Origin of the sequence: Burkholderia stabilis, from assembly GCF_001742165.1 — a bacterium.
GTDB lineage: Bacteria > Pseudomonadota > Gammaproteobacteria > Burkholderiales > Burkholderiaceae > Burkholderia > Burkholderia stabilis.
Window position 1 is genome coordinate 1,110,601 of sequence record NZ_CP016442.1, and the last position, 15,018, is coordinate 1,125,618.

General features: G+C 69.4%; 14 protein-coding genes. 6 read left to right on the forward strand and 8 right to left on the reverse strand.

Going from position 1 to position 15,018, the window contains the following annotated elements; translation table 11 throughout:
- Positions 1-3: 3 nt before the first annotated feature.
- Positions 4-2,346 carry a cellulose biosynthesis cyclic di-GMP-binding regulatory protein BcsB gene (gene bcsB / locus BBJ41_RS05190; RefSeq protein WP_069745603.1) on the reverse strand — a complete coding sequence of 781 codons (2,343 nt, stop codon included), beginning with the start codon at positions 2,344-2,346 and terminating at the stop codon, positions 4-6.
- 479 nt (positions 2,347-2,825) lie between these two features.
- Between bcsB and BBJ41_RS05195 the strand changes: the two genes are divergently transcribed.
- The gene (locus BBJ41_RS05195) at positions 2,826-3,848 is read left to right on the forward strand and encodes a sensor domain-containing diguanylate cyclase (protein ID WP_069745604.1); all 1,023 of its coding nucleotides are present in this window, start codon (positions 2,826-2,828) and stop codon (positions 3,846-3,848) included.
- A gap of 24 nt (positions 3,849-3,872) precedes the next feature.
- Here BBJ41_RS05195 and BBJ41_RS05200 read toward each other — a convergent pair whose 3' ends face one another.
- Genes BBJ41_RS05200 through BBJ41_RS05215 form a run of 4 tightly spaced genes read right to left on the reverse strand, consistent with a single transcriptional unit; the run spans position 3,873 to position 8,156 of the window.
- The gene (locus tag BBJ41_RS05200) at positions 3,873-4,325 is read right to left on the reverse strand and encodes a hypothetical protein (RefSeq protein ID WP_069745605.1); all 453 of its coding nucleotides are present in this window, start codon (positions 4,323-4,325) and stop codon (positions 3,873-3,875) included.
- Positions 4,325-5,725 carry a phosphatase PAP2 family protein gene (locus BBJ41_RS05205; protein WP_069745606.1) on the reverse strand — a complete coding sequence of 467 codons (1,401 nt, stop codon included), beginning with the start codon at positions 5,723-5,725 and terminating at the stop codon, positions 4,325-4,327. Before BBJ41_RS05205 ends, BBJ41_RS05200 begins: the two co-directional genes overlap by 1 nt.
- Positions 5,722-7,491: a bifunctional alpha/beta hydrolase/class I SAM-dependent methyltransferase gene (locus tag BBJ41_RS05210; protein WP_069745607.1), complete on the reverse strand. Its 1,770-nt coding sequence runs from the start codon at positions 7,489-7,491 to the stop codon at positions 5,722-5,724. Before BBJ41_RS05210 ends, BBJ41_RS05205 begins: the two co-directional genes overlap by 4 nt.
- Positions 7,492-7,550: 59 nt before the next feature.
- A complete protein-coding gene (locus BBJ41_RS05215; RefSeq protein WP_069745608.1) occupies positions 7,551-8,156 on the reverse strand; it encodes a CDP-alcohol phosphatidyltransferase family protein in 606 nt (201 codons plus the stop codon).
- Positions 8,157-8,267: 111 nt separating this feature from the next.
- On the opposite strand from BBJ41_RS05215, the gene BBJ41_RS38550 reads away from it, so the two are divergent.
- Genes BBJ41_RS38550 through BBJ41_RS05225 form a run of 3 tightly spaced genes read left to right on the forward strand, consistent with a single transcriptional unit; the run spans position 8,268 to position 10,207 of the window.
- The gene (locus BBJ41_RS38550) at positions 8,268-8,615 is read left to right on the forward strand and encodes a hypothetical protein (RefSeq protein ID WP_236872052.1); all 348 of its coding nucleotides are present in this window, start codon (positions 8,268-8,270) and stop codon (positions 8,613-8,615) included.
- Entirely contained in the window at positions 8,612-9,241 is a 630-nt protein-coding gene (locus BBJ41_RS05220; RefSeq protein WP_069747592.1) for a lysophospholipid acyltransferase family protein, read from the forward strand. The genes BBJ41_RS38550 and BBJ41_RS05220 overlap by 4 nt, the downstream gene beginning before the upstream one ends.
- A 36-nt stretch (positions 9,242-9,277) precedes the next feature.
- Positions 9,278-10,207: a phosphatidate cytidylyltransferase gene (locus BBJ41_RS05225; protein WP_069745609.1), complete on the forward strand. Its 930-nt coding sequence runs from the start codon at positions 9,278-9,280 to the stop codon at positions 10,205-10,207.
- 43 nt (positions 10,208-10,250) lie between these two features.
- Here the strand turns inward: BBJ41_RS05225 and BBJ41_RS05230 are convergent, their stop codons facing one another.
- Together BBJ41_RS05230 and BBJ41_RS05235 are read right to left on the reverse strand one after the other, a co-directional pair.
- Entirely contained in the window at positions 10,251-11,075 is an 825-nt protein-coding gene (locus BBJ41_RS05230; RefSeq protein ID WP_069745610.1) for a topoisomerase IV, read from the reverse strand.
- Positions 11,076-11,130: 55 nt separating this feature from the next.
- Entirely contained in the window at positions 11,131-11,886 is a 756-nt protein-coding gene (locus tag BBJ41_RS05235) for a hypothetical protein (protein WP_236872053.1), read from the reverse strand.
- A gap of 108 nt (positions 11,887-11,994) precedes the next feature.
- On the opposite strand from BBJ41_RS05235, the gene BBJ41_RS05240 reads away from it, so the two are divergent.
- Together BBJ41_RS05240 and BBJ41_RS05245 are read left to right on the forward strand one after the other, a co-directional pair.
- Positions 11,995-12,786, forward strand: coding sequence for a helix-turn-helix transcriptional regulator (locus BBJ41_RS05240; protein ID WP_069745611.1), 792 nt, complete (start codon positions 11,995-11,997; stop codon positions 12,784-12,786).
- 109 nt (positions 12,787-12,895) lie between these two features.
- Positions 12,896-13,723: a helix-turn-helix transcriptional regulator gene (locus tag BBJ41_RS05245; protein WP_069745612.1), complete on the forward strand. Its 828-nt coding sequence runs from the start codon at positions 12,896-12,898 to the stop codon at positions 13,721-13,723.
- Between the two features lie 165 nt (positions 13,724-13,888).
- Here BBJ41_RS05245 and BBJ41_RS05250 read toward each other — a convergent pair whose 3' ends face one another.
- The gene (locus tag BBJ41_RS05250; protein WP_069745613.1) at positions 13,889-14,983 is read right to left on the reverse strand and encodes a porin; all 1,095 of its coding nucleotides are present in this window, start codon (positions 14,981-14,983) and stop codon (positions 13,889-13,891) included.
- Positions 14,984-15,018 lie beyond the last annotated feature (35 nt).

Genomic DNA, 15,018 nt, shown 5'->3' on the forward strand with positions numbered 1-15,018 from the left:
CCGTTACATCCCCCGTCGACGCGCGGCGATTCGCTGCAGCACGCTGAACACGCCGAGCGCGAGCAACAGCCCCGCGACGACGCCGACCGCGCCGAGCACGACCGGATGCCGCGCCGCATGCGTCCACACCCGCGCATACCACGGTACGAACCCGACCACGTAAGGCTCGCCCACGCGCAGGCTGTCGACCTGCCCCGGCCGCACCAGCGCGAGATCGCCCTGCAATTGCGACACGAGGCCGGAATTCTCGAACACGTTCAGCAGATCACCGAGGCGCGGCTGGTCGGTCGCCGTCAGCGCGACGACGCTGCGGCCGTGGCTGCCCGGCAGCTCGAACCCGGCGAGCGCCGCGAGCGAGCCCGTCTGTTCGATGTGCGCGCCCCCGTCGGCCAGGCCGACACCGTTGCGCCAGCGCTCCTTCACCGTGAACGCGACGCGCGTCGCCCCCTCGCCGCCGGTGCCGCCCTGCTGGCCGAGCACGAGCGGCAGCGCCGAGCGCCAGTGCGCAAGCAGCGGCGAAGCGGGCGAGCCGTCGATCACGAGCAGATCCTTGCTGCCCGACAGCGCGGCAACGTCGCCGGGCCGCGCGACCTGCACGCGCAGTGCCGGGAACCCGGTCCACTGGCCCATGTGGCCGAGCATCGTCAGGTACGCCTCGATCTCCTGCGGCGACGGCCGGTCGGGCATCACGACCGCCGTCTGCGACAGGTCGGCGAAGCGCGTAAACGGGAAGCCGCTGTTCGCGAAATATGCGAGGTTCGGCAATTGCGCGTAATGGACGAAGTGCGAGAAGTCGATCGTCGAATCGGGATCGATCGCCGCGCGCTGCGGCTCGCTGGCCGTGCTCGAACAGAGGCCCGTCTTCTGCGAGTCGAGCGTGAAGCGGAACTGCAGCTGGTTGCCGCTGCCGACGCGGAACGCCGGGATATCGACGTCGCTCGTCACGCGCCCTTCCGGCACCGACAGCAGCGGCAGCTGCATGCGGCCGCGCGCGTCCTCGGCGTGGGCCGGCCCGAGCCGGTACGACTTCACGAGCTGGTCGTTGATTTCGACGGCGAGCGTCGAGTTGTCCTGCACGGTCGGCGCCGTGTAGCGGTAACGCAGCGTGATCGGCACGCCTGCGCCGTTCCATGAATGCAGATCGGCCGGCACGCGCAGGTTCAGGCGGATCGCATCCGGCATCGTGCCGCGCACTTCCAGCTCGCGCGGATCGGACACGAGCTCGCGGAACGCGATCGGCCGGTTCACCGGCAGCCAGCGCGGCGCGTCGTACGGCTTGCGCGGCGCGCCGAGATCGACGTGCGCGACCGTCGCGGCCGGCCCCGACAGCGCCGCGCGGCCGAGCACGAGCGTCGCGACCGCGTCGTCGACCTCGGCCGCGGTGCGGCCCGTGACGACGAGCAGCTTGCGCCCGGGTGCGGCCGGGTTGTCGGCGACCGCGAGCAGCGGGCCGCCGATGGACGGCAGCGCGAGGCCGGCCGGCAGCGTCGCGGCTGTGCCGATCACCACCGCCTGGTCGTCGGCCGGCAGCGCGGTCGACACCGGGAAACGCGCATGCCGGTAATCGGCCAGCGCGCCGAACCACGATGCGAGCACGCCCGCGCTGCGCAGCGTCGCCGAATCGGGCGACGCCGGCAGCACGAACGGCAGCCGCACGCGGCCGTTGTCGCGCCGGTCGAAGAACGGCGCGGGCAGCAGCGCGAGATCGTTCGGCAGGCGCACCGGCGATTCGTCGAGGATCAGCTCGCTCGTCGGGCTCACGTCGGCCCACAACGCCGAGTTCGACGGGTCCTCGCAATGGTCGAGCGTGTAGTGCGCGATCAGGCGCAGGCCGATCTGGTTGAAATCGGAGAAGTAGCGCGGATCGATCGGGATGTCCTGCGTGACCGTGCGGCCCGCGCGTGCGGCGTCGAACGGGACGGTCGCGATGACCTCGCCGTTTACCGACACCTTCAGGTGCGACATCGGGAACACGAGCGACGGCGAATACGCGTAGGTCAGGCGCAACCGCGCGCCCGTGACCACGCGGTCGAGCCGCACGCCTGCGTTGATCGTGCGCGCGTCGTCGGCGCCGCGCAGGCGCAGCGGATCGAACGCGCCGAGCGACGAGAACGGCAGGCGCACGGTCGTCGCCGGCAACCCGGCGGACGGCGCGCTGGCCGCCGCCGGCGTGGCCGCGAGCGCGACCGCCGCCACCGGCGCATCGCCGGGCGACGCCGCAGGACCAGCACCGGACGTCGCCGCAACCACCGCCACCGCCGGCATCGGTGCGGCCGACAGCGCGGCCGTGTGGAAAGCGCCGACCATGGCGATCGACAGGACGAACAACGACGCGGCCGGCTTCATGCGCCACCCCGTTGCGTCAGGATCATCCGGTCCTCCGTCGCGCCGCAACCGGCGCGCGTAAAGCAGCTATGCCCGTGAGTGAACATCCCCACTGCTTCCCCTCATATGAAACAAACTGGCCTGATTCATTTATCGAAACGACGCGGCGGATTCTTTAATCGCCTGTCATCGTGTTGCGCGCCCCTGGCACCGGCGCACGCCCATTCGTCACACTATCTTAAAATTAGGACAAAACTAACGTCGATTCGCGACGGTGAAGCGAAAAAAACCTCATTCCGGTCGGAAATGCTGCGCGAGAGGCACGAATGGTAAGAATTGCGCCGTTGTCGCCGGACCTGCCGAACGGCATACTGCCGGCGCGGTGCGGCCGGCTGGCGGCGGTCCGTTGCAGACCGCCCGGGACGCGCTGCCGGGAGGCGGCGCGTATGCTACCGCAAGCGCACGACACGCGACTCACTTTTTCTTGATGGAAAACTGACTTGGATCAAATCGTCGACACTGCGACCCCATCCCCCGACACGCTGCTGCGCATCATCGCGGTCCAGACCGAAATCGCGAAGCTCGGCCTCGACCTGGGCAGCGTGATGGCCTACGTGGCCGAACAGGTGCCGCTGCTCACCGGCGCGAGCGCCGCCGCAGTCGAATTCGCCGAAGGCGACGACATGGTGTACCGCGCCGCGTCGGGCACCGCCGCCGGGATGCTCGGCCTGCGGCTGCGCCGCTCGGGCAGCCTCTCGGGCCTGTGCGTGCAGCGCGGCGAGTTGCTGCACTGCACCGATTCGGAAACCGATCCGCGCGTCGATCGCGACGCGTGCCGCCGGGTCGGCCTGCGCTCGATGCTCGTGATGCCGCTCACGCATGCGGAGACGACGGTCGGCGTGCTGAAGGTGATGTCGCCGGACGTCGACGGCTTCTCGAAAGCCGACGCCGGCACGCTGCGGCTGACGGCCGAGCTGATCGCCGCCGCGATGTTCCATGCGGCGCGCAACGAGGCCAACGAGCTGTACCTGCGCGCGACGCACGACGCGCTCACGGGCCTGCCGAACCGCGCGCTGTTCTACGACCGCCTGCGTCAGTCGATGCACACGGCGCTGCGCGCGAACGGCCGGCTCGGCATTCTCAACATCGACATGGACGGGCTGAAGCCGATCAACGACGGGTTCGGCCACCGCGCGGGCGACGCCGCGCTGCGCGAGATCGCCGCGCGGATGCAGGGCGCGGTGCGGCGCTCGGATACGGTCGCGCGCGTCGGCGGCGACGAATTCGCGGTGATCCTGCCGAACATCGGCAATCGCGACGATGCGCACGCGCAAAGCACGCGACTCGCGCGGCAGGTCGGCGAACCGTTCGAATTCGAGGGGCGTGCGCTGCAGCTCGGCGTCAGCGTCGGGATCGCGATGCTGCCCGACGACGGCACCGACATGAACGCGCTGATCGAGCATGCGGACCAGGCGATGTACGAAGCCAAGCGGTCGCGCCCGCAGCGCATGGCCCGCGCGTAACCCGGGCCGCCGGCCGACCGGCCGCTAGCCGATCTGCGGAACGGCGAGCGCGAGCCCGACCACGACCCACTGCACGATCGCGATCAGCACGCCGGCGCGGCACAGCCCGACCGCGCCGCGCACGCGTGCATCGAGCGCGCGGCCGGCCTTGCTTGCGTCGATCCAGCCGAGATCGGTCAGCGCGCGATCGAGCGCCGCAAGCCCGTCGTCGACCGGCGCGTCGCCAGAAACCGCCCGCGCAAGCGCGGCGAACAGCCGGCGGTCGATCTCGATGCGCACCGCGTACCACAGCGCCGCAATCCCCGACCCCGTGCTGACGACGGCCAGCAGTACACGCGCGATCGTCGCCGGCGCCCAGCCCGACGCGATCCACCAGCCTGCGCCGGCCGCGGCCAGCGCGGCCGCGATCGCCCACGCACCCGCATCGAGCGCGCCGCGCGCGGCGGCGATCCTGAACGGTGCGGACGGATCGCGCATCACGCGCCTCCCGCGCTGCGGCGGCGATCGATCCAGTGCTGCAGCACGGCTACGCCGTCCTCCGACCACACCGCGTGCGGCCGCACCGCGCGCACCGCGGCCAGCGCGTCGCGCGCATCGGCGAACCCGCGCCGCGCCGCGAGCCATGCGGCCGCGCACAGCACGCTGCGCCCGTAGCCGAGCGCGCAGCAGACCAGCACGTCGCGCCCTTCCCCATGCAGCCGTTCGAGCGCCGCGACGGCCTGCGCGAACTGCACCGCCGTCGGCGCAACGAGGTCGAGCTGCGGCACGGCCGCATACGCGAGCGACGCATCGTCAGCCGCCCAGCGCGGCATTTCGGCGGTCAGGTCGACCAGCGCGGTAAAGCCGTGGCGGCGCACGTCGCGCGTCGTCGGCGTGCGGCCGATCGATACGCGCTCGTCGATCCGCACCGGCGCCGGCTGCCGGAACGTCCACCACCGTGAATTGACGAACGCGCCGGCGATCGTCGGTGCGAGCAGCCAGCGGATGAACACCGGGAATCGCCCGTGTGCATCCTTCTGGAACGCACCGGGCGCGCCGCGCCGATAGATCCACGCGACGCACGCGAGCGCCAATGCGACCCACCCGGCCGCGAGCGCCCAGCCCGGCGTGCGCGGCACGCACCAGAGCGCCACGAGCGCAACCAGCGCCGCGCCGAGCGCATAACGGCGCGCGAGCGCGCGGCTAGCCGCGCCCGGCGATGCGTCGGCGCCCGGCAGCCGGCCCGCGGCATCGCGCAGCGGAAACAGGAACAACGCGAGACAGCCGACCGCCGCGCCGGTCGGCACGTCGATCGCGTGATGCTGGTAGGTCGTCAGCACCGAGATGCCGATCGCCGCGAACCACACATGCAGCACGGCGCGCGCGAGCGTGCCGCGCAGGTGCTTCGCATACACGGCCCACAACACGACGAGCAGCCCGATGTGCAGCGACGGCGCCTGGTTGAACGGCTTGTCGAAACCCATCAGCAGCGTGAACAGCGCGCCGGCCACGCCGCCCGCGTCGGGCCGTTCGAAACCGAAGCGCAGCGGCCACGCGATGAAGCACGCGACCGATATCAGTTGCACCGTCAGCAGCCGCTTCACGTGATCGAGCAGATCGGCGCGGCGTGTCCAGAAAAAGAACGACAGCGCATACAGCAGGTCGATCGACCAGTACGGCACGATCGTCCACGGCACGAACGGGATCGCGTGCTCCCAGCCGAACGCGAACGTCGGCACCGCCGCGCGACGCGCGGCGAGCCAGTTCGCGAAACCGTAGGTCGAGAAGAACACGGCGCCCATCGCCGCGAGCCAGCCGAAGCGCAGCGCGAACGACGCGTCGCGCGCGCCGGCCACCGGCTCGGCGAGACCGCCCGCGCCGCCGCCGAACGCGCTCATGACGCGTCGACCCGCTGCGCGAGGCTGACCGTGAAGATGCCCATTTCGTCGATCCGCTGGTCGAGCTTGCGGAAACCCGCGCGCGCGACGAGCTCGTCCATCTCGGCCTGCGAGCGGCGGCGCATCACCCAGGTCGCCTCGCCGCGATGGTTGTTCAGCGCGCGCGCGATGAATTCGAGCTGCGGATGCCACGGCTGCCCCGTATAGACGAGATAGCCGCCCGGCGGCACGGCCTGAGCGAGCCCGCGCAGCGAGCGCTCGATCAGCGCGTTCTCGCCGAACAGTTCATACAGGCCCGACACGATTGCGAGCGTCGGACGCGGCTCGAGCGTCGCAAGCGACGCTTCGTCGAACGCGTCGCCGCGCTCGAAGCGCGCGATCGGCTCGAGGCCGCGCTGCGCGATCAGCACGCGCCCGGCCTCGACGTTCGGCGGGCTGTAGTCGCGCAGCGTGATGTCGTCGGGCGCCGCGCCGTCGCGCTCGGCGGCCGTCGCGATTGCATCGAGCACGTAGCGCCCGTGCCCGGCCGCGATGTCGACGATCCGCACCGGTGTGCCGTGGCCGCGCAGCCGGCCGATCGCCGTGCCGATCAGTTCCTGCAGATGCACCTTGCGCTGGCGGATGCCGATCCAGCCCGGCGAATCGAGATACGTGCGGTCGATCAGCGCGCCGACGCCGAGCCGCCCTTGCGCGCGATTGCGGTACACGTAATCGAGCGTCGAGCCCGAATCGAAACCGAGCCGCAGCCCGAGCGCGATGCCGTCCGACAGCGCACCGCCGGCTTTCAGGCCGGCGCGCGTGAGTGCCCAGTACGCGCGCGCGAACACGTTCGCGGGCGGCCGGCCGAGCGCCGCGTATTCGTCATGGAACGCGCCGCGCCGGTCGGCGTCGGCGAGCGACACGCGCGGGCTCGGCGCATCGAACTCGCGCAGCACGAACGCACGCAGCGGCGCGAGCGCCTGGGCGCGGTCGCGCTCGCCGAGCGTGTCGTGATAGAAGCCCGGCAGCACGATGCGCTCCTTGCGCGCGGAGCCGAGCCGTTCGAAGAAGCGGTCCTGCGGGCCGCGATGCACGACCCAGTCGGCGCCCGAGATCAACAGCTGGGTCGGCACGGTGATCGCGGCCGCGTCGGCGACGATCCGCTTCGCGGTGTCGTGCAGGTCGAGCAGCATGTTGACCGCGATCGGTCGCGTGATCAGCGGGTCGGACGCATAACTCGCGATCCGCTCGGGGTCGTGCGTGAGGAATTTCGGCTTCACGTAGCTGTTCACGTAGAACAGCCCGCGCAGCTTGTGCATCAGCCGCAGGCCCGGCCGCGCAAACGGCACGTAGAGCTTGATGTGGAATGCCGGCGACGCGACGACGAGGCAGCGGATCGGCGGCGCGTAGTCGTGCGCCCAGGTGGCCGCGAGCACCGCGCCGACGCTCTGGCCGACCACGGCCATGTCCTCGATCGCGATGCCGTGCGTATCGCGGATGTGTTCGACGAAGGTCTGCAGATCGCGCACCGATGCGGCCGCGCTCGGGCTGTAGCCGCGCGCGCCGGGCGAACGGCCGTGGCCGCGCGCATCCCATGCGAAGAACGCGAAATCGGGCAGGTCGAGCTCGTCGACGAGGTGCGCGACGCGTGCCGAATGTTCGTGGCCGCGATGCAGCAGCACGATCGCGCCGCGGCAGCGCGGGCTCGTGGCGGGCCAGTGACGATAGAACAGCGTTTCGCCGTCGTGCGTGATGAAGTCGGCCTCGCGGGCCATGCGTGCGCTCATGCGATCTCTCTCGTTTCGTTATTCGAATCTTGTGGCGCCGCCCTCCGGCGCCGCGGGGGTCAACCGCCCTTTTCGGCGATGCCGGCCTGCACGCGCCGCACCACCGTCACGATCGACAGCACGATCAGCAGGCGCCACAACCATGCGGCGAGGCTGCCGACCGGCAGGCCGAGGCCGATCCACAGCGCGAATGCGCCGAGGGCCAGCGCGCGGTCGCTCTTGCCGAACGGGCCGTCGTAACGGCGGCTCGCGCCGACGAGCGGCCCGATCAGCCCCGCGCATTCGACGATGACCGCCGTCAGCGCGAACAGCCAGACGTCCGCCGGAGCGAACGCGGAAATGGCGAGGAACGGCAGTACGAGCGCGACGTCGGACACGATGTCGCCCAGCTCGTTCAGGTAGGCGCCGAGCGTGCTCTTCTGCCCGTGCTCGCGCGCGAGCATCCCGTCGATCGCGTTGAGCGCCATGCGCGCGAACAGCCACAGCGGAATCAGCAGGAACAACGCGCGGGCGAACACGCCGAGCCCGGCGAGCGCGCCGACGACGATCGAGCCGCCGGCCGCGAACAGCGTGACCTGGTTGGCAGTGACGCCACGTTCGGCGAGCGAATTCGCGAACGGGCGCAGACGATTCTGGAATTTGGGTTTGAGTGCGTAGAGGCTCATCGTTTTATTCGTTCGGCTCATTCGGACACGGTTTGCGCCGCACTGCCCCGGGCGGCTAAACAGCTTCGTCGGCCTTCAATGGACGGCCCTAATCGTCGCCGAGCGGCCCCGATGCGTCAAGCACGCGGCCTCGGCCTGCGCGCGGCGCCAATCTGGCATTTTTCATGGAAACTCGCGATAATCCGCTGGCCCGAGCGCAGCGAGATCCATTCGAACTGCAAACGGGCACTCGTGCAACAGCCGATTATCACGCCGCCGACCGGCGCATTTGCCGCTACGCCACAGCGTGTGACGGCGAATCGTCCGATTATCGCGGACCTGCGACAGGCAGCCACGAATTTGAAAAAATTTAAACAAGAGCCGTCCGGCGCGCGTCCTGCCGCGCCGGCATTCCGGGATTCCGCCCGCCGCGCATGCGCGGCAGGCCGGGCATGCAAGCAGGGGGCGCCGCGCCGATGAACATCTTCAACGTCTGGCAGCGCGATTTCCTGCTGTCCATCGTGCGGCTCGTCGCCGGCGCGTATCCGGTCTGGCATCAGGCGCCGCCGTCGCCGACGCAGAAAATCTATTTCTCGAACCACACGAGCCACATCGACACGCTCGCGATCCTCGCCGCGCTGCCGCGCGACGTGCGCGCGGTCGTGCGGCCGGTCGCCGCGCGCGACTACTGGGACAGCAGCGACATGAAGCGCCACATCGCGCAGAAGCTGCTGAACGTCGTGCTGATCGACCGCCACCGCGAATCCGGCGGCGACCCGCTCGAACCGGTGCGCGACGCGCTGCGGCAAGGCCATTCGATCATCATCTTTCCGGAAGGCACGCGCGGCGCCGACGTGCTGCCGCAGCCGTTCAAGAGCGGGCTGTTCCATCTCGCGACCGAGTTTCCGAACGTCGCGCTCGCGCCCGTCTACCTCGAGAACCTGCAGCGCATCATGCCGAAGGGCGCGATCTGGCCCGTGCCGCTGATCTGCAAGGTGCACTTCGGCGCGAACGACGCGCTCGGCGCGCAGGAGGACAAGCCGACGTTCCTCGCCCGCATGCGCGACGCGGTCGTCGCGCTCGCGCCGCAGCGGCCCGCAGGCTGAACGCGGCGCCCTCCTCTCCCTTTTCCGGATAACCACATGCGAACTCTCTTCTGGGAACTGGTCGCGGGCGTGACGGGCGTGCTCGTCGTCGCGACCGTGATCGGCGCGATCCTCGGCGCGCGCAGCGGCGGCACGAGCGCGACCATCGTCAACCTGAACCAGCGCATCCGCGCGTGGTGGGCGATGATCGCGATCATGGCCATCGCGATCGGCCTCGGCAACAACGTCACCTACCTCGTATTCGCGGTGCTGTCGTACCTGACGCTGCGCGAATTCATCACGCTCACGCCGACCACCGCGAGCGACCACACGACGCTCTTCATCGCGTTCTTCATCGCGATTCCCGTGCAGTACCTGCTGCTCGCGATCAACTGGTACGGGATGTATTCGATCTTCGTGCCGGTGCACCTGTTCTTCGCGATGTCGCTCGTGTCGGCGCTCACGCAGGACACGCGCGAGTTCCTGAGCCGCAACGCGAAGATCAACTGGGCGCTGATGGTGTGCGTGTACGGGCTGAGCCATGCGCCGGCCGTGCTGATCCTCGACATTCCGCACTACACGGGGCAGAACGCGCTGCTGTTGTTCTTCTTCCTGTTCGTCGTGCAGATCAGCGACGTGCTGCAGTACGTGGTCGGCAAGCTGTTCGGACGCCGCAAGATCGCGCCGCAGCTGTCGCCGTCGAAGACGGTCGAGGGCTTCATCGGCGGCGGCCTGCTCGCGACGCTGTGCGGCGCCTCGCTGTATCGCGTGACGCCGTTCAGCTTCGGCGCGGCGTTCGGGATCTCGCTCGCGATCGTGATCGCGGGCTTCGTCGGTGGCCTCGTGCTGTCGGCGGTCAAGCGCTCGCTCGGCACGAAGGACTGGGGCTCGATGATCGCGGGCCACGGCGGGATGCTCGATCGCGTCGATTCGATCTGCTTCGCCGCGCCGGTGTTCTTCCACCTCGTGCGCTACCTGTACGTATGACGCGCGGGCGGCGCAACGCCGCCCGTTTCCGTTGCGCGCGGGCTCAATACCCTTCGCGCAGCACCTTCGGCACGACGTAGCGGCCACGCGCCGCGTCGAATTTCACCGTGTAGCGCGCGTGGATCTCCTTGTCGCCGCGCGTGCCCGTTTCCGTCACCGTCAGTGGATAGACGTCGCCGGCGCCCGTCGTGTCGGGCGCGATCGCGAACGTGCGGCTCTCGCAATGCGATTTCGCGTTCCCGCAATCGAGCGACCCCGTGTTGTCGAGCGCTTCGTTGATGCGCGGCGCCGCTTCGACGATCGCATTGCCGTAAGGCAACCAGATCGACCGGCTTGCCTGCGTATAACCCTGCAGCGTGATTCCGTCGCCGATGACGAACCCGAACAGGTGCGGCCCCAGCCGCTCGATATGCACAGTGCCCGGTTCGCCGCGCTTGCCCGACGCGATCTCCGTCTTCTTCACGACCGGTTCGAGCGCGTTGCCGTCCGCGGTCGGCTTCAGCACGTACAGATCGATCGTGCCGCCCGTGCCGTCCGAATCCATGCCCGGCATCCCGTTCTGCACGGCCGCTTCGGTCTCGCCGCACATCGCGAGCAGGACACGCGGGCCGTCGGCGGTCGCGACGCGCAGCGATCCGCACGACGCGTAGATGAAATCGTCGCCGTCCGACTGCCAGCCCTTGCGGTCTGCGCGCCACTTGCCGTAGTTGTCGTGGATGAACGTGTTCAACTGACGCTCGGGATGCGCAGGATCGGCCGCGTACACGGGCGACAGCGCGGAGAGCGCCGTGAGCACCGCGAGCGCGGTCAGTGCGGCGAGCGAAGCGACGGACGGCCTGGGACGTTTTTTCCGGGGCTGGACGGTCATGGTGAAGGTTCGATTCGATCGGATTGAAGAAGTATGCCGTGCAGGGTACGCGCGATCACGGCTGCCGCGGCGCGATGCCGGTGCCGTCCGGCTTCAGCCGCGCGGTTTGCACCCACCCTTCGGCAGTGCCTTTCGTGCGCGGATTCAGATAGACGACCGACGTGAAGCGGCCGTATTCGGCGCGCGCATCGACCCGGTCATGCTCGACGACGAACAGCCCGTCGATCCGGCATGCGTCATCCGGCGCGGAATAGAACGGCAAGCGCCCCTTGCCCGTCACGACACGGCCCGCGTCACTGCCCATCACGTAATCGCCCTGCGCCTGCGCGCGGCGGTCCAGCGCATCGCAATCGACGGCGTCGCGGGTGGACGCGGCCGGCGCAGCACACGTCGACACGAAACGCGACAATGCGCGCCGGTCGATCGCCAGCACGTCCGGACGATCGGGATCGCGCGTGACGTCGAGCGCGCGCATCGCATGCGTATCGAGCGTCACCCAGCCGATCGTCGCTTCGCGATTCGGGGTGCCCGAATGAGGCGGCGTGACGAACAGGCGGATGCGATAGGTGTCGCCTTCGCGCTCGTCCACGTCGGCGCGGATCGCGCGCCGGTCCATCACGGTCTGCCGCAGCGCCGGCACGATCAGTTGCGTCAACTGGTCGTCGCAGGACGCAGGCGGCGCGGCGGCGGCCGGCAGTGCGGCCACTGCGCCGATGCACGCCAGCGCGATGCGCCCGGCGATTGCCGCGAACCGGCGGCGGCACACGGCCTCGCCATTCGCGCCGGCCGGCGTTACGATCTCGTTCTTCATTCCAGGATCCGTTCGATGCATGCGGAAATGCGCCCGCGAGCCCGTAGCGTATACGCACGGCGCGGCCTCGCAAGCGCGCATCGGCCGGCCCTCGCCACGGATACACGCATGAACCTGACCTTGCAGGACGTCGCCTGGCACCGCTCGGTCGGGCGGCTCATCGAGTCGCTCGACCAGCCGGGCTTCTGGCTGTCGCTGACGCGGCTGATCGACGAATACGTCGCGCTCGACAGCTGGGTCGCGCTGATGTTCGACGACGGCCGGCCGCAGGTGTTCGCCGAATGCGCGTACGAAGGCGGCGGCCCCGACCCGCTGTTCCGCGACTACGTGCAGGGCCTGTACCTGCTGGACCCGTTCTACATCGCGAACCGCGAAGCGCCGAAAAGCGGCCTGTTCCGGCTGTCCGACGTCGCGCCCGAATGCTTTCGCGACACCGAGTACTACACGCTCTATTTCACGCACAACGTCGTCGAGGACGAAGTGCAGTTCAACGTCGTGCTCGACGACACGCGCACGCTGTGCCTGTCGCTCGGCAGCAAGCGGCGCTTCGGCCCCGAACAGGTGGCGCTGCTCGACGTGATCCGCCCGTGGGTGGCCGGGCTGATGCGCCAGCGCCTCGCGTTCGAGCACACGAGCGCCGACCCCGCGCCGCCGCGCCGGGCCGGTGCGCAGGACGGCTTCGAGCACGCGATGGCGCGGCTCGGCACGCCGCTCACCGCGCGCGAACTCGACGTGATCCGCCTGATCCTGAGCGGCCGCTCGAACAAGGAAGTCGCGAACAAGCTGGCGATCTCGGCGGAAACGGTGAAAGTGCACCGGCGCAACATCTACGCGAAGCTCGCGATCAATTCGCAGTCGGAGCTGTTCTCGTTGTTCCTGAAGGCGCAGACCGATGCGTAACGCGTCACGCCATCGCCGCGCGTCGGTCGAGGCACGGGCAATCCCCGGCTGACGTGCGCGCGCGGCTCGCGTAACGTCCGCGTATCGTTCAGCTTCGCGGGCACCTTCCATGCACCTCGCTCCCCCCGCTCCACCCGGCCACGGCGGCCCCGTCATCGGCGTGCGGCCGCAGACGCTCGGCAATGCGATCCGGGCGGCCGGCACCACCGGGTTCGCCGACGCTGTCGCCCGCTTCGTCAACGAGAGCCTCGTCACCGACGCGATCCACCTCGAGCGCTGGCGGCCCGACCCGGGCGCCGCGTCGGGCTACCTGATCGAATGGCTCGGAAGCTGGGGCGACCGCTATCAGGAACTGTGCGCGCTGATGGATGCGTACTACCGCGATTTCTGGCAGACCGATCCGCTCGTCGAACCCGTGCGCGGCACGACCGGCACGGTGCTGCTGCAGCGGCACGTCGGCGGCCTGCCCGACGGCGATTTCCGCCGGCGCTTCTTCGACGAACAGCGCGTCACGCAGGAATGCATGCTCGTGCACGGCAACGCGAACATCCAGTACGCGCTGTCGGTCACGCGCTCGACCGACCAGGCCGCGTTCAGCCGCAGTGAGCTGTTCCACCTGCGGCAGATGGCCGACCTGCTGTTTCCGCTGCTCGAAATGCATGCGCGCTCGTGCGCCGCGCGCCGCATCGCGCCGGCAGCCGGCCCTGCGCCGTCGCACCACGGCTTCGATGCGCGCATCGCGCGCCAGGGCGTGCGGCTGTCACGCCGCGAGCAGGAGATCTGCAAGCTGTTGCTGAGCGGCCGCTCGGTGCCGGACGCCGCGACGCTGCTCGACATCCGTCACTCGACCGCCGAGACCTACGTGAAGCGCGCATTCGCGAAGCTCGGCGTGCGCACGCGCAGCGAGTTGTTCGACTGGGCGCTGATCGACGGTTAGCCGTCTCGCGGCCGATGCGTCGTCCGGGCACACGCGGCGCCGGTCGCGCAGTCGCTGCCGAATGCAGTCATGCTCGCGCCGTTTACGACACACGCCGGCCTTGCGAAAAGGCCGGCGTTTTTTACTGCGTCATGTCTCGCGGCAGCGCGACCTCCCCACCACGCGTCAAAACGAATGCTTCATCCCGACGCGCACGTCGGCCTGCACCGACCGCGTCGACGGCGCGAAGCTGTAGCCGATCACCGGATCGACGCCGCTCGACGCCTTCAGCCAGTCGCCCGATACATACACGTCGGTGCGCTTCGACAGCAGGTAATGCAGCGCCGCCGACGCCTGGTTCCAGTGATGACCTTCGAACGTCGTGTACTGGTAGCCGCCGATCGCGCTCAGCGCGGGCGTGACCTGCCAGTTCGCGCCGCCCTCGCCGACCTGCATGTGCGACGTGTTGCCGTAACCCTTGATCGTCGTAGTCGAGTAGTTGCCCATCAGCGTGACCTTGCCGATCACATAGCTCGCGCCGACGCCGAACGTGCCCTGCTTGTCGACCGCGAACGGCGTGCCCGCGTAGGGATCGGTCACGGCGCCGGTCGCCGGATCGACGCTCACGGTCTGCTTGCCGAGGAACGTGTGCGCGCCGATCATCGCGTACGGATCGAACGCGTAGATGCCCGACGGATCGTTGAGCTGCGTATACGCCGCGCCGATCTCGAACGCGCCGCGCGCGAAGTGCGCGCCAGCGCTGTATGCGCTGTTGCGATGGAAATCGCCGGCGACGTTGCCGAACGAAACCATCCCGCCGAAACGGAACCCGCCGAACTCGTTCGACAGGAACTTGACCGCGTTCGGCAGGCGATCGCCGTTGAAGCGGTCGAAGTCGCCCTGGTGGATCGCATAGCCGCTCGCCCAGCCGGAGATGTTGTAGTTCGACACCATCTCGTTGGTCATGTCGAGCTGGTCGCCGAACGACAGCGTGCCCCACGGCCCCTTCAGCCCGACGTACGCCTGCCGCCCGAACTCGGCGCCGCCGAGCGTCATCGCGCCCGTGCCGAGGCGGAACCCGCCTTCGAGCGCGAACACCGTCGACAGCCCGCCGCCGAGATCCTCCGTGCCCTTCAGCCCCCAGCGGTTCGCATACGACACGCCGTCGCCGAACTTCACGAGCCGCGAGCCGCCCGCATTGCTGACCGCCGTCACGCCTGCGTCGATGATGCCGTACAGGCTCACGCTGGACTGCGCATGCGCCGCCGTGTGCCAGGCCATCAAGACGCCCAGCCATACCCATGATTTACTGCGGT